Origin of the sequence: Caldimonas caldifontis, assembly GCF_002930615.1 — a bacterium.
Classification (GTDB): domain Bacteria; phylum Pseudomonadota; class Gammaproteobacteria; order Burkholderiales; family Burkholderiaceae_C; genus Caldimonas; species Caldimonas caldifontis.
In genome coordinates, this window is record NZ_PSNX01000012.1 from 52,243 (window position 1) to 66,339 (window position 14,097).

At 66.5% G+C, this 14,097-nt stretch carries 15 protein-coding genes and 1 tRNA gene; 10 read left to right on the forward strand and 6 right to left on the reverse strand.

Translation table 11 applies throughout. The features are described from left to right. Nucleotides 1–45: 45 nt before the first annotated feature. Nucleotides 46–122 (reverse strand) — tRNA-Met (locus tag C1704_RS13370). A 171-nt stretch (nucleotides 123–293) separates the two neighbouring features. Here C1704_RS13370 and C1704_RS13375 point away from each other — a divergent pair. The 7 genes from C1704_RS13375 to C1704_RS13405 all read left to right on the forward strand — a co-directional run bounded on the left by C1704_RS13375 (nucleotide 294) and on the right by C1704_RS13405 (nucleotide 7,108). Further along, nucleotides 294–1,331, forward strand: coding sequence for a sulfate/molybdate ABC transporter ATP-binding protein (locus C1704_RS13375; protein ID WP_104303238.1), 1,038 nt, complete (start codon nucleotides 294–296; stop codon nucleotides 1,329–1,331). Nucleotides 1,332–1,364: 33 nt separating this feature from the next. Further along, nucleotides 1,365–2,381, forward strand: coding sequence for a thiosulfate ABC transporter substrate-binding protein CysP (gene cysP, locus C1704_RS13380; protein ID WP_104303239.1), 1,017 nt, complete (start codon nucleotides 1,365–1,367; stop codon nucleotides 2,379–2,381). Nucleotides 2,382–2,432: 51 nt separating this feature from the next. After that, the gene (cysT, locus tag C1704_RS13385) at nucleotides 2,433–3,290 is read left to right on the forward strand and encodes a sulfate ABC transporter permease subunit CysT (protein WP_104303240.1); all 858 of its coding nucleotides are present in this window, start codon (nucleotides 2,433–2,435) and stop codon (nucleotides 3,288–3,290) included. Next, nucleotides 3,287–4,117, forward strand: coding sequence for a sulfate ABC transporter permease subunit CysW (gene cysW, locus C1704_RS13390; RefSeq protein WP_104303241.1), 831 nt, complete (start codon nucleotides 3,287–3,289; stop codon nucleotides 4,115–4,117). Before cysT ends, cysW begins: the two co-directional genes overlap by 4 nt. Nucleotides 4,118–4,279: 162 nt before the next feature. After that, nucleotides 4,280–4,882, forward strand: a complete 603-nt coding sequence (locus tag C1704_RS13395; protein WP_170064702.1) for a Spy/CpxP family protein refolding chaperone — start codon at nucleotides 4,280–4,282, stop codon at nucleotides 4,880–4,882. A 122-nt stretch (nucleotides 4,883–5,004) separates the two neighbouring features. After that, entirely contained in the window at nucleotides 5,005–5,727 is a 723-nt protein-coding gene (locus tag C1704_RS13400) for a response regulator (RefSeq protein ID WP_104303243.1), read from the forward strand. A gap of 1 nt (nucleotide 5,728) precedes the next feature. Beyond that, on the forward strand, nucleotides 5,729–7,108 hold the full coding sequence (locus C1704_RS13405; protein WP_104303244.1) for a sensor histidine kinase: 1,380 nt from the start codon (nucleotides 5,729–5,731) through the stop codon (nucleotides 7,106–7,108). Here the strand turns inward: C1704_RS13405 and C1704_RS13410 are convergent. Both C1704_RS13410 and C1704_RS13415 read right to left on the reverse strand, forming a co-directional pair. Further along, a complete protein-coding gene (locus tag C1704_RS13410) occupies nucleotides 7,074–7,520 on the reverse strand; it encodes a DUF3717 domain-containing protein (RefSeq protein WP_104303245.1) in 447 nt (148 codons plus the stop codon). The two genes, C1704_RS13405 and C1704_RS13410, sit on opposite strands and share 35 nt — an antisense overlap. A 17-nt stretch (nucleotides 7,521–7,537) precedes the next feature. After that, a complete protein-coding gene (locus tag C1704_RS13415) occupies nucleotides 7,538–8,845 on the reverse strand; it encodes a tryptophan--tRNA ligase (protein WP_104303246.1) in 1,308 nt (435 codons plus the stop codon). 105 nt (nucleotides 8,846–8,950) lie between these two features. Here C1704_RS13415 and purN point away from each other — a divergent pair, with 105 nt between their 5' ends. From purN to C1704_RS13430, 3 genes are all read left to right on the forward strand, one after another. Further along, nucleotides 8,951–9,577, forward strand: a complete 627-nt coding sequence (gene purN, locus C1704_RS13420; RefSeq protein ID WP_104303247.1) for a phosphoribosylglycinamide formyltransferase — start codon at nucleotides 8,951–8,953, stop codon at nucleotides 9,575–9,577. Between the two features lie 39 nt (nucleotides 9,578–9,616). After that, on the forward strand, nucleotides 9,617–10,873 hold the full coding sequence (locus C1704_RS13425; protein ID WP_104303248.1) for an RsmB/NOP family class I SAM-dependent RNA methyltransferase: 1,257 nt from the start codon (nucleotides 9,617–9,619) through the stop codon (nucleotides 10,871–10,873). A 160-nt stretch (nucleotides 10,874–11,033) separates the two neighbouring features. Further along, nucleotides 11,034–12,257: a DesA family fatty acid desaturase gene (locus tag C1704_RS13430; protein WP_104303249.1), complete on the forward strand. Its 1,224-nt coding sequence runs from the start codon at nucleotides 11,034–11,036 to the stop codon at nucleotides 12,255–12,257. A gap of 165 nt (nucleotides 12,258–12,422) precedes the next feature. Here the strand turns inward: C1704_RS13430 and rpmG are convergent, their stop codons facing one another. From rpmG to trxB, 3 genes are all read right to left on the reverse strand, one after another. After that, nucleotides 12,423–12,593 (reverse strand): 50S ribosomal protein L33, encoded by a 171-nt coding sequence (rpmG, locus tag C1704_RS13435; protein WP_104303250.1) that lies wholly within the window; start codon nucleotides 12,591–12,593, stop codon nucleotides 12,423–12,425. Nucleotides 12,594–12,622: 29 nt separating this feature from the next. Beyond that, complete coding sequence (rpmB, locus tag C1704_RS13440; RefSeq protein ID WP_104303251.1) at nucleotides 12,623–12,856, reverse strand: 50S ribosomal protein L28; 234 nt, start codon at nucleotides 12,854–12,856, stop codon at nucleotides 12,623–12,625. Nucleotides 12,857–13,035: 179 nt separating this feature from the next. Beyond that, nucleotides 13,036–13,995: a thioredoxin-disulfide reductase gene (gene trxB / locus C1704_RS13445; protein WP_104303252.1), complete on the reverse strand. Its 960-nt coding sequence runs from the start codon at nucleotides 13,993–13,995 to the stop codon at nucleotides 13,036–13,038. Nucleotides 13,996–14,097: the final 102 nt, after the last annotated feature.

The window sequence follows — 14,097 nt, forward strand, 5'->3', positions numbered from 1 at the left end:
ACGTAAACAAAAACGGCCCCAGTTGGTGGACTGGGGCCGGGATTCTGGTGGCGCTTCAGGGACTCGAACCCCGGACCTGCGGATTATGATTCCGTCGCTCTAACCGACTGAGCTAAAGCGCCTAGAGCCCGCCATTATAAGCAGCGCGGGGCGGGCTTGCCAAGGGGCGCTGGAGGGTATCCCGGAGGCGTCTTTTAGTTCAGAAAGTAATAAACAACAGACGATATATTCGTTCTCATTCTGATGAGCCGTCGATAGCATCCATCTCACCCGTTTTTCGAGATGGATGCCCCATGAGCATCGAAGTACGCAACCTCTACAAGGCCTTCGGCAAGACCGTGGTCTGCGACCACCTGGACCTGGACATCCCGTCCGGTGAGCTGGTGGCGCTGCTTGGCCCCTCGGGGTCCGGCAAGACCAGCCTGCTGCGCATCATCGCAGGGCTGGAGCGGCCCGATGCCGGCACGGTGCATTTCCACGGCGAGGACGCCACCGAGGCCGATGTGCGCGACCGCAAGGTGGGCTTCGTGTTCCAGCACTACGCCCTGTTCAACCACATGACCATCTTCGAGAACGTGGCCTTCGGCTTGCGGGTGCGACCCAAGGCCACGCGGCCCAGCGACGAGCAGATCCGCAAGAAGGTCACGGAGTTGCTCGAGCTGGTGCAGCTGGACTGGATTGCCGACCGCTACCCCCATCAGTTGTCGGGCGGGCAGCGCCAGCGTATCGCCCTGGCTCGCGCGCTGGCCGTGGAGCCCAAGGTGCTGCTGCTCGACGAGCCCTTCGGCGCGCTGGACGCCAAGGTGCGCAAGGAACTGCGCCGCTGGCTGCGCCGCCTGCATGACGAGGTGCACCTGACCAGCGTCTTCGTCACGCATGACCAGGACGAGGCCATGGAGGTGGCCGACCGCATCGTGGTCATGAACCACGGCCGCATCGAGCAGCAGGGCACGCCCGACGAGGTCTATGACCACCCAGCCACGCCATTCGTGCTGCAGTTCCTGGGCGACGTGAATCTCTTCCATGGCCGCTTCGGTCATGCGCCAGGGGGCACGGCTGCGGGCGCGGAGGTGAGCTATGTGCGCCCGCACGAACTCGACATCGTGGGCCAGCCCGAGGAGGGCGCGCTGCCCGTGACGCTGTCGCAAACGCTGACGGTGGGCCCCAACACCCGCATCGAGTTCAAGCGTCAGGACGACGGCTGTTATGTCGACGTCGAGATGCCCCGTGCCGAGTTCGCCACGCTGCGCGAGCAGTTGCAGCTTGCGCCCGGCAGTGTGGCCTACCTGAAGCCGCGGCGCGTGACGCGCTTCGAGGCCGAAGCCGCCTGACACCTTTTCCCCTGATCTCCAAGGATTGCCATCATGTTCAAGCAGTACCTGCGCACCGGTCTTGTGGCTGCCGCCTTTGCCGCCAGTGGCGGGGTCTGGGCCCAGTCCAGCCCCACGCTCCTGAATGCGTCCTACGACATTGCCCGCGAACTGTTTGCGGCGATCAATCCCAAGTTCACCGAGCACTGGAAGAAGAAGACCGGGCAGGACGTCAAGATCGATCAATCGCATGCCGGGTCGTCGCGCCAGGCCCAGGACATCATCCAGGGCAAGAAGGTGGACACCGTCACCTTCAACCAGGCCAGCGATATCGAGATCCTGGCCAAGCGGGGCCTGGTGTCGGCGGACTGGACGAAGAAGTTCCCGAACAACGCGTCTCCCTACTACAGCACCATCGCCTTCCTGGTGCGCAAGGGCAACCCGAAGAACATCAAGACCTGGGACGACCTGGTGCGCGATGATGTGAAGCTCGTCTTCCCCAACCCCAAGACGTCGGGCAATGCGCGCTACAGCTACCTGGGCGCATGGCTCTATGCCAGCGAGAAGTTCAAGGGCAACGAAGCCCAGACGCGCGACTTCGTCGCCAAGCTGCTGGCCAATGTCGAGAACTTCCCCACCGGCGGGCGCGGTGCGACCGTGGCCTTCGCGCAGAACAATCAGGGGGATGTGCTGCTGACCTTCGAGTCGGAAGTGATCAATATCGCCCGCGGTGACGAGTTCAAGGCCCTGGGCCTCGAAGTGGTGGTGCCGCCGGTGTCGGTGCTGGCCGAGTTCCCGGTGGCGGTGGTGGACAAGGTGGTCGATGAAAAGGGCACGCGTGCGCTGGCCACGGAATACCTCAACTTCCAGTACACCCGCGAGATCCAGCTCCTGCTGACCTCCTTCAACTACCGCGTGCATGAACCCACCGTGGTGAAGGCCACCGCTGACAAATTTCCGGCCGTTCGCCTGATCGATCCCGTGAAGGTGCTGGGGCCCTGGGACAAGATCAGCGAGACGCACTTCGCCTCGGGTGCCCAGCTCGACCAGCTCCTCGCCCGTCGTCGCTAATCCTTACATCGCATCTCTTAGCCGAGCGGGCCCGTTCGGGCCCGCGACGTCATGGTCGCCATCGCCTCCCGCCCCCTGTTGCTGATCCGTCCTGCCGTGTTGCCCGGCTTCGGGCTGAGCCTGGGCGTCAGCAGCTTCTTCATCACGCTCATCATCCTCTTCCCGGTCTCGGCCCTGTTTGCCTACTCGGCCGAGCTGAGCCCGGCCCAGTACTGGCAGGCCATCACCGACCCGCGCGTGCTGGCCAGCTATCGGGTGACCCTGAGCGCCGCCCTGTACGCCACGCTGGCGTCAGTGCTCATCGGCCTGCTGCTCGCCTGGGTCACCGTGCGGTATGACTTTGCGGGCCGGCGCCTGCTGGACACCCTGATCGATCTGCCTTTTGCCCTGCCCACGGCGGTGGCGGGGCTCACGCTGTCGGTGCTGCTCGCGCCCTCGGGCTGGGTCGGTCAGTGGTTCGACGCGGTGGGCATCAAGATCGCGTATGCCTATCCGGGCATCGTGATTGCCATGACCTTCACCAGCCTGCCCTTCGTGGTGCGCACCCTCCAGCCGGTGCTGCAGGACTTCGCCGAGGAAGTGGAGGAGGCCGCTCGAACCCTGGGTGCCTCGAGGCTGCAGATCTTCTGGCGCGTGATCCTTCCTACGATGATCCCGGCGCTGTTCACCGGCGGTGCCCAGTCCTTCATCCGCAGCCTGGGCGAATTCGGCGCCGTGGTGATGATCGCCGGCAACATCCCGTTCCGCACCGAGGTGAGTTCGCTGATGATCTTCGTGCGCCTGCAGGAATTCGAGTACCCGGCCGCGGCGGCCATCGCCACGGTGATCCTGCTGACGTCGCTGCTGCTGATGTTCGGGTTGTACGTATTGCAAGGCCGCGTGCTGCGCTGGCAAAGGAGCGCCGGATGAAACGCCCTCAACAGTGGCATCAATGGGCGCTCATCGGCCTGGGTGTGGGCGTGGCGGTGCTGTTGCTCGTGCTGCCGCTGGTGCTGATCTTCACGCGCGCCCTCAGCGGCGGCTGGGAGCTGCTGGCGGCCAATCTCTCGGAAGGATTCATGCAGCATGCACTGGGCCTCACGCTGCTGGTGGCCGTGCTCACCGTGCCGGTCAACATGATCTTCGGGATTGCGCTGGCATGGTGCGTGACGCAGTATCAGTTCCGCGGCCGGCGCCTGCTCACCACACTGATCGACATCCCCTTCGCCACCTCGCCCGTGGTGGCCGGCATGTGCTATCTCGTGGTGTACGGCATGGAAGGCTTGCTGGGCCAGTGGCTGTCGGCCCGCGATATCCAGATCATCTTCGCCTGGCCAGGCATCGTGCTGGTCACGATCTTCATCACCTCGCCCTACGTGGCGCGCATCCTGATCCCGCTGATGCAGACGCATGGCAACGACGAGGAGCACGTGGCGCTCACCCTGGGGGCCAACGGCTGGCAGATCTTCTGGCGCGTGACGCTGCCCAAGATCAAGTGGGCCCTGCTCAACGGTGTGGTCACCACCAACGCCCGTGCGGTGGGTGAGTTCGGCTCCGTGGCCGTGGTGTCCGGGACGATCATGAACCAGACCCTCACGCTGCCGCTGCTGGTGGAGCAGCTCAACAACGACTACAAGGTGGCTGCCGCCTTCACGGCCGCTGCGTTGCTGGCCTGCATGGCGCTGCTGAGCTTGCTGCTCAAGAGCGTCATGGAATGGCGCCAGGAGAAGCTGGAAGCGCTGGCCGTCAGCGCTTGAGCGGGGATCGTCGGGCTCTGGGCCGACCGCCCGCTTCATCTCCCGAGCGCATTCCTCTACACACAACTTTACCCACCCTGCACAGGATCGACACCCTCGCGGTTCAGAGTCATGCTCATGGAAGCCGGGCACAGGGCCCGGCGCGATGCCAGGAGCAAGACCATGAGCAAGCTGAAACTGAAATCCTTCCGTATGGGCCGGGGGCTGCCGCTCGGCGTGGCCGCCGGGGTTCTGATGGCCGGCACGGCAGCCATCGCTGCCATGCCCGAGGGTGGTCAAGGGCGGCATGAAGGCATGCGCATGCATCACGCCGCCATGCACGGCGGTGGTGTGCATGGCGGCATGGGCATGGGCATGCGCCTGGGCGGCGATCCAGCCCAGGTGGATCGCATGGTCGAGCGCATGCTGCGTGGCTTGAACGCAACCGAAGCCCAGACGGCGCAGATCCAGCAGATTGCACGCGCGGCTACCCAGGATCTTCAGGGGCTGCGTGAGGCTCAGCGCTCGCTGCGCGAGCAATCCCGCCAGGTTTGGTCCCAGCCGAATGTCGATGCCAACGCGGTGGAGTCGTTGCGCCAACAGCAGATCGCGCAGATGGATCAGCGCAGCAAGCGCATGAGCCAGGCCATGCTGGACATCAGTCGCGTGCTGACGCCCGAGCAGCGCGCGCAGCTGGCCGAGCGGATGCAGCAGCGTCAGCGTCACATGCAGGAGCGTGCTGGCCAGAGCCCTCGCATGCAGCGCGGGGCGCCTTTGGCGCAGTGATGGGCTGAAGCATGAGCCGGGTCTGGCTGACCGCGGGCATGGGCCGCTGCGACCCGCCGGACGCCCCGGTTGGGGCGCAGCCGCTATCCTGTGCGTCCGTTGTCTCTCGCCGTGAAGAACCCATGTCCGCACGCCTTTTGCTGATCGATGACGACACGCGCCTGACTGGCATGGTGGGCGACTATCTGCGCCAGGCGGGCTATCAGATCACCGCCGCACCCACGCTGGCCGCCGCGCGCAGCCTGCTGGCGACCAAGGATCACGGCTTCGACGGCCTCATCCTTGACCTCATGCTGCCCGACGGCGACGGCCTGGACCTGTGCCGCGAGTTGCGTTCTCAGCCCCGCACGCGGACCCTGCCGGTGCTGATGCTCACCGCACGTGGCGAGCCGATGGACCGCGTGGTGGGCCTGGAGATCGGAGCCGACGACTACCTGCCCAAGCCCTTCGAGCCCCGTGAACTGCTGGCCCGGCTGCGCGCCGTCCTGCGCCGCGCCACACAGGGTCCGGCCGAGGAGGAGGGCGATGTCATGCGCTTCGGCCGCCTCGAGATCGACCTGGGCGCGCGCCTGGCCCGGGTGGACGGGCGCGAGTGCGAGCTCACGAGCTACCAGTTCCAGATGCTCGTGGTCCTGGCCCAGCAGCCCGGGCGGGTGCTGTCGCGCGATCAGATCATGGACGCCCTGAAGGGCCATGCGCTGGAAGCCTTCGATCGCTCGATCGACGTGCACATCTCGCGCATTCGGGCCGCCATCGAAGACGACCCCAAAAACCCCCGTCGCATCCTCACGGTGCGCGGTGCAGGCTATGTGTTCGCGAAGAAACAGGACGCCGACGAGGGCTGAGGTGAAGAGCCTGTACCTGCGCATCTATCTCACCGTCGTGACGGTGCTGCTGCTGTTCGCCCTGGTGGCGGGCTGGCTGTTCAAGCGCAACATCGAGCATGAGCAGGCCCAGCGGGCCACGGCCATGAGTTCCGAGCGGCAGGCGGCCTGGAGTGAACTCTTTGCCAATGCGCTGCCGGCGGCGAGCCTGCCCCGCGAAGCGCAGGCCCAGGGGCTGGAGGAGTGGGCGCAACGGTTGCGCATGCCGATGGCGCTGGACGACGAGCAGGGGCTGCGCATCGCCGAATCTCAGAGCTTTCGCGAAGCGCTGGATGAAGGCCCCAAGCGCTTCTGGCGCATGGAGCTGAACGACGGACGCACGCTGTGGGTCCTGCGCGGGCCCCCACGCACGGGGGCGCCCCGGAACGCCCCCTGGCGGCGCGATGCGCAGGTCATGACGGAATCCGGCCAGGTGCGCAACATCCCCGCGCCGGCCCCTTCCGCGTTCACGCCGCCCTGGATGCTGTTCGAGGGGGCACAGGGCCTCATCCTCGCGCTGGTGGTGCTCTTTGCCGCCGTGTCGCTGGGGGCCTACCCGGTGGTGCGCCGGCTCACACGCCAGCTCGAGACCCTCCAGCGAGGTGTCGAAGCCTTCGGCGCCGGCCAGCTCAGCCATCGTGTCAAGGTGCGCGGCAAGGACGAGGTGGCCGCGGTGGCGGCCAGCTTCAATCGCGCCGCGGCGCGGATCGAGGAACTGGTTCGTTCGCACAAGTCGCTGCTGGCCAACGCATCGCACGAGCTGCGCTCCCCGCTGGCGCGTCTGAAGATGGCGGTGTCGCTGCTGGAGACGGCCGGCCCCGAATCCCGCGCGGCCCTCAAGCAGGAAATCGAATCCAACATCCGCGAACTGGATGCCCTGGTCGAGGAGGTGCTGCTGGCCAGCCGGCTCGATGCGGCCAAGGCGCTCGATCGTCGCGAGCCGGTGGACCTGCTGGCGCTCGCTGCTGAAGAAGCAACACGCGTGGATGCGCAGGTCGAGGGTCAGAGCCTCGTCGTGAATGGCGATGAGCGCCTGCTGCGGCGCGCGCTGCGCAACCTCCTGGAGAACGCGCGCCGCTACGGTGGCGCCGAGGCCCCGCTCGTGCAGGTGCGCAGCGATGGCCGTCAGGCGCTGGTCCAGGTGTGCGACCGTGGACCGGGCGTACCCGAGGACCAGCGTGAACGCATCTTCGAGGCCTTCTACCGCCTGCCCGGCCACGCCGAGTACGCTGGCGGCGTGGGGCTGGGCCTGAGCCTGGTGCGCCAGATCGCCCAGCGCCACGATGGCCAGGTGCGCTGCGAGCCGCGCGAAGGCGGTGGCAGCTGCTTCAGCCTGCGGCTGCCTCTGGGGACGCCGGCGTGACGGATGAGACGAGGGTGGTGCGCTCGGCGTAGCGATTGAACCGCCAGGCCGTGCCCTGCAGCGTGATGCGCCGCCAGGTGGCGCGCTTTTCCGCCGGGCTCATCTCGGTCCACATCTGCACTTCGGCAAAGTCGCGACCGCAACCCTTGCACACCTCGTCACCCTGGCTGGTCGAGCAGATCGCAATGCATGGCGTGTCGGGGGTGGTGGCGTACCAGGCCAGCCAGGCGTCCTTGGCCTTGGGCGGCATCGAGTCCTCGTCGCACTCGCTGTGGTGGTAGTACACCATCAGCGCGTACACCTCGGCCAACGCAAGCACTTCAGGGCAGGCGGTCACCCCATCGGGCGAAGGTCGCTGCTGGCGCCACCAGTTGATGGCCGATTCGATGTCGGTGATGTGGATACCGGCCACACTGCCACCTTCTGGGTTCACTCCTGGGCTGCCACCAGGGCTGCCAGGGCCGCATCGACGGTGGGGCGTTCCACACCGTCACCGAGCGATACCGGGGCTGCGTCCAGCGCAGAAGCTCCCTCGGTCTTGAGCCGCTTGACCCAGCCGCCGGCCTCGCGGCCCTCGGCCAAGCCGGTGCTTTGGAGCAGCACCCGGCCGTCGGGGGCCGTCAGCTTGAAATAGAACAGGCCATTCTCGCGGTACTGCTTGAACTCGGGCAGGGCCGCGGCCTTGGCGGCCGGTGCCGCCTTCGCGGCCGGTCGAGGTACAGCCACCATCGGCCGCAGGCCCACCGCCTGCCGAAGCTCCTTCAGGAAAGGTGTGGCCACCGCGCGGGCCTTGCGTGCGCCGGCCTGGAGGATTTCTTCGACCTGCTCGGGGTGGGCCATGAAGCGTTCGTACACCTCACGCATGGGACCGATGTGACCTTCGATCAGGGCCAGCAGGCGCTGCTTGGCCTCGCCCCAGCCCAGTCCGCCGCGCAGGTCGGCATGAAAAGCCTCCCGTTGGCCCGCGTCGGCAAAGGCGTCGTGGATCATCACCAGGGCCGAGCCTTCCGGCTCCTTGGGTTCGCCAGGGGCGCGCGAATCGGTGACGATGCGCGCGATGGCGTCCTTCAGGCCCTTGGCGCCGCCTTCGAAAAGCGGGATGGTGTTGTCATAGCTCTTGGACATCTTGCGACCATCCAGACCGGGCAGGGTGGCCACATGGTCATCGATCTGCGCCTGGGGAAGCACGAAGTAATCGCGTCCCCGGCCGAAAAGATGGTTGAAGCGCTGCGCAATGTCGCGCGCCATCTCGATGTGCTGCACCTGGTCGCGGCCCACCGGCACACGGTGGGCGTTGAACAGCAGGATGTCGGCGGCCATCAGGATCGGGTAGCTGAACAGGCCCATCGTGATGTTCGCATCCACATCCTCCCCCGCGGCCTCGTTGGCATCGGTGGCCGCCTTGTAGGCGTGCGCCCGGTTCATCAGGCCCTTGGCCGTGACGCAGGTCAGCAGCCAGGTGAGTTCGGGGGTCTCGGGGATGTCGCTCTGGCGGTAGAAGGTCACGCGCTGCGGGTCCAGCCCGGCTGCCAGCCAGGCGGCGGCGATTTCCAGGCGCGAACGCTCGATGCGCTCCGGCTCGTCGCACTTGATGAGGGCGTGGTAGTCGGCCAGGAAGAGAAAGCTCTCCACGCCGGGCTCCAGGCTGGCCTGCACGGTCGGACGGATCGCTCCGACGTAGTTGCCCAGGTGGGGGGTGCCGGTGGTGGTGATACCGGTGAGGACGCGTTGGATCATGGGTGGAACCACAAATGGTGGGCGACGCAGGATGAGCGCAGGATTGTAGGTGCGGCTCCCGAGGCCTGCCGGGTGAGGGCAAGCCAACGGCTACACTGCCGCCCCATGAAACGCATCGTGATCCTGATCTCGGGGCGGGGTTCGAACATGGAAGCCATCGTCCAGGCCTGCGAGGCCGAGCAGTGGCGAGCCCGGATCGCCGCCGTGATCAGCAACCGCCCGGACGCCAAGGGCCTGCAGTTCGCCGCCTCGCGCGGCATCCCCACGGCCGTGGTGGACCATACCCAGCACGCCAGCCGCGAGGCCTTCGACGCCGAACTGGCCCGTGTCATCGACGGCTACAGGCCCGACGTCGTGGCCCTGGCCGGCTTCATGCGCATCCTCACGGCGCGCTTCGTCCAGCACTATCACGGCCGGCTGGTGAACATCCACCCCTCGCTGCTGCCGGCCTTTCCGGGCCTGCACACCCACCGGCGGGCGCTGGAGGCCGGCTGCAAGCTCGCCGGGGCCACCGTGCATCTGGTGACGCCCGAACTGGACCACGGCCCCATCATCATCCAGGCCGCGGTGCCCGTGCTGCCCAGCGACACCGAGGACAGCCTGGCCGAGCGGGTCCTGGCCAAGGAGCACCTCATCTACCCCCGTGCCGTGCGCTGGATGGTCGATGGCGTGCTGGACCTGCGCAAAGGCATCGTCACCCATCGCGACGGCGACGCCCAGTTGCTGCTGTAGATCAACCCCGACAGGGCGAGCCGGGGATAATCCCGCGCCATGCATCCGAATGCCCTTGTCGATCTGACCACCGAGCTGCTGCGCGCGATCCTGAGGCTGGACGCGCCGGCCGACGCGTTGGTGTCTGCCTTTTTCCGCCAGCACCGCAACCTGGGGCCGCGCGAGCGCCACGCCCTGGCCGAGACGGCCTATGCCGTGCTGCGACGGCGCCTGTTCTATCAGCACTTCGCCCAGTCCGGCCACGGCGCCCTGGAGCGCCGCCTGGCCCTGCTGGCCTGGCAGGGCGGCGAAGCTGTGCTGCGTGCCGCCGCAGGGCCCCATGAACAGGCCTGGCTGGCCCAGGTGAAGGCCGCGGATGTGTCTGCCCTGCCCGAAAAGCTGCGCCACAACCTGCCCGACTGGCTGGCCGGCGCACTGAAGGCCGCCTTGGGCGACGAGTTCTGGCCGCTGGTCGAGAGCCTGTCGCAGCCTGCCCCCCTGGATCTGCGCGTGAACGTCCTCAAGGCCAAGGTGGAGGCCGTGCAGGCCGAACTGGGCGCGGCGGGCGTGGAGGCCGCGCCCACGCCGTACTCCCCCTGGGGGCTGCGTGTGCAGGGCAAGCCGGCGCTGAACAAGCTCGAGGTCTTCACCCGCGGCGATGTCGAGGTGCAGGACGAGGGCAGCCAGCTCCTGGTCCTGCTCACTGGCGCAAAGCGCGGCGAGATGGTGGTGGACTTCTGCGCCGGCGCGGGGGGCAAGACCCTGGCGCTGGGGGCGGCCATGCGCAACACGGGGCGACTGTATGCCTTCGATGTCTCGGGCCACCGGCTGGACAAGCTCAAGCCCCGCCTGGCGCGCAGTGGCCTGTCGAACGTGTATCCGGCCCAGATTGCTCACGAACGGGACGATCGCATCAAGCGCCTGGCTGGCAAGGTCGACCGTGTGCTGGTGGATGCCCCTTGCTCCGGACTGGGCACCTTGCGCCGCAACCCGGATCTGAAGTGGCGCCAGTCGCCCCAGGCGGTCCAGGAACTGCAGGCCAAGCAGCATGCCATCCTGGCCAGTGCGGCGCGCCTGCTCAAATCCGGCGGGCGTCTGGTCTATGCCACCTGCAGCGTGCTCCCCGAGGAGAACGAGCAGGTCGCCGAGGCCTTCACCCAGGCCCACCGCGACTTCCGCGTGCTCCCGGCCGTCGAGGCGCTGACCCAGGCCAAGGTGCCACAGGCCGAGACTTTGGTGAGCGGCGATAGCCTCAGACTATGGCCACATCGTCATGCCACCGACGGCTTTTTTGCCGCCGTCTGGGAACGGACCTGAGTGCCCGCATCTCCAAGGCTGGGCCATGACGCCCGCGCCGATTGACGCAAGGCAAGCGGACGTGCGTTACGGCCGGAATCCGCCGCTTTCCCCGGGCAAATCCGGGCCCGGCGGCGACCGGGCCGCCTACAATGCGGCCTGCTATTGAAAGGCTAGACCAATGTCCGAGATTCTTGTCGTGTGGGAGGGCCTGGTGGACTGGCTCGCCAATGGGGTACTCCAGGCTGCCTGGTGGCAGATCCTGGCCTTCACCCTGGTGGCCACGCACATCACCATCGCCTCCGTCACGATTTTTCTGCACCGCTCGCAGGCGCACCGGTCGCTCGACCTGCACCCGATCGCGGCGCACTTCTTCCGCTTCTGGCTGTGGCTCACCACCGGCATGGTGACCAAGGAGTGGGTGGCCATCCACCGCAAGCACCACGCCAAGTGTGAAACCGAGGAAGACCCGCACAGCCCGGTGGCGCATGGCATCAAGACCGTGCTGCTGACCGGCAGCGAGCTCTACCGCGCCGAGGCCAAAAACCAGGAGACGCTGACCAAGTACGGCCACAACACGCCGGATGACTGGATGGAGCGCAACGTCTACAGCCGATTCACCTGGCAGGGCGTGGGCCTCATGCTCATCATCGACCTGGCGCTCTTCGGTGCCATCGGCGCCACGGTGTGGGCCGTGCAGATGCTGTGGATCCCGATCACTGCTGCGGGCATCATCAATGGCCTGGGTCACTGGTGGGGCTACCGCAATTTCGAGGCGGCTGATGCCTCCACCAATATCTCGCCCTGGGGCATCATCATTGGCGGCGAGGAACTGCACAACAACCACCACACCTACCCGACCTCGGCCAAGCTGTCGGTCAAGAAGTACGAGTTCGACATCGGCTGGGTCTACATCCGCGGCCTCGAAATGCTGGGGCTGGCCAAGGTGCGCAAGACCCCACCCATGCTCAAGCTGGGCCAGGTGAAGCCCGTGGCGGATGCCAAGACGCTGGAAGCCGTGATCGCCAACCGCTACGAGGTCATGGCCAAGTACGCCCGCGAATTGCGTCGTGCCTGCAAGGACGAGATGCGGGCTCTCAAGCAGGCGGGTGCCAAGAACAGCGCCCGCTGGAAGGAGCTGCATCTGGCCAAGCGCTGGCTGCACCGTGACGACGATCGCATCCCCAGCGAACTGAGGCCTCAGATCGCCAGTGCCTGCGCGCAGTCCCCGGCGCTGGCCAAGCTTGTCGCCATGCGCGAGGAACTCCGCCAGCTCTGGACGCGCACGAATGTGTCGGCCGAGCAGCTCGTCGCCGATCTGCAGGCCTGGTGCAGGAAGGCCGAGGAGAGCGGCATCGCCGCCCTGCAGGACTTCGCCCTGAAACTGCGCGCCGCCCACGCCTGACCCGAGCGTGGCTGGCAACACGAAGGCGCCCCGAGGGGCGCCTTTTTTCATGCCCGAAGCGGCTCCGGGTGTGAAGCACCCATGAAAAAACCCGCCTGCGTCGCCGCGGCGGGTTCTGCTTTGCCGGTGAACCGCAAAGGCAGGCCAGCGGCCTGCCCCGGGGGCTTACTTCAGCTTGGTTTCCTTGTAAGCGACGTGCTTGCGCGCCTTCGGGTCGAACTTGATGAATTCCAGCTTTTCAGGCGTGGTCTTCTTGTTCTTGGTCGTGGTGTAGAAGTGACCGGTGCCGGCCGTGGATTCCAGCTTGATCTTCTCGCGTCCGCCTTTGGTGGCCATGGTGCGTTCTCCTTAATGAGGCGGGTGGATCAGAGCTCGCCCTTGGCGCGCAGATCAGCGACGACCTGGTCGATGCCGACCTTGTCGATCAGGCGCAGCGCGGCGTTGCTCACGCGCAGGCGCACCCAGCGGTTCTCGGTTTCGAGCCAGAAGCGGCGGTACTGCAGGTTGGGCAGGAAGCGACGCTTCGTTTTGTTGTTCGCGTGGGAAACATTGTTGCCCACCATCGGGCCCTTGCCCGTAACTTGACAGACGCGTGCCATGACGCTTCTCCGTTTCAATCTCGGTTCACGATGTGCGGGGCAGAGCAGGAACGTGGAAGGCCCTGATGACCCGTCTTCGAGGGTCCGGCGCTGCCAATGAGGAAGGCGCCGGAATCGGCAAAGACCGCGATTATAGCCACAAAATGCGGCCCGGACCAGCGGTGCCGTGGCGCAGGCCGTCAGCCGGCGTTCTGCTCCAGGAAGCGCTGGGCATCCAGGGCAGCCATGCAGCCCGTGCCCGCACTGGTGATGGCCTGGCGGTAAACGTGGTCCTGCACGTCGCCGGCCGCGAACACCCCGGGCACGCTGGTCATCGTGGCCATGCCGTTCAGGCCGCTGCGGGTGACGATGTAGCCGTCCTTCATCTCCAGCTGGCCCTTGAAGATGTCGGTGTTGGGCTGGTGGCCGATGGCGATGAAGCAGCCCTGTACCGTCAGGTCTTTCGTGCTGCCATCCTGCGTGCTCTTCAGACGCACCCCGGTCACGCCGCTCTGGTCGCCCAGCACCTCGTCCAGGGTGTGGAACAAGTGCAGTTCGATCTTGCCGGCGGCCACCTTTTCCATGAGTTTGTCCACCATGATGGGTTCGGCGCGGAACTTGTCGCGGCGGTGAATCAGATGGACCTTGCTGGCGATGTTCGACAGGTAGAGCGCTTCCTCGACGGCCGTGTTGCCGCCACCCACCACGCACACCGGCTGCTCACGGTAGAAGAAGCCGTCGCAGGTGGCGCAGCCACTCACGCCGCGGCCCATGAAGGCCTCTTCGGAAGGCAGCCCCAGGTACTTGGCCGATGCACCGGTGGCGATGATCAGCGCGTCGCAGGTGTAGGTGCCGCTGTCGCCGGTGAGCGTGAACGGGCGCTTGGAGAAATCGACGCTGTGAATGTGGTCGAAGACGATCTCGGTCTTGAAGCGCTCGGCATGCTGCAGGAAACGCTGCATCAGGTCCGGACCCTGCACGCCATGCACGTCGGCCGGCCAGTTGTCGACCTCGGTGGTGGTCATGAGCTGGCCGCCCTGGGCCATGCCGGTGATCAGGACCGGGTTGAGATTGGCGCGCGCGGCGTACACCGCGGCGGTGTAGCCGGCCGGGCCGGAACCGAGGATCAGGACCTGGGCATGCTTGGGAGTGGTGCTCATGGGATGGGTGCGGTGGGGTGGGTGGGAAGGGCGGTGATCGCACGGCTCGCGCCGGCGCGGCTCTCCGTGAAAGCCAGTGCTTCAGTTAGAGTCGCGGTTGTG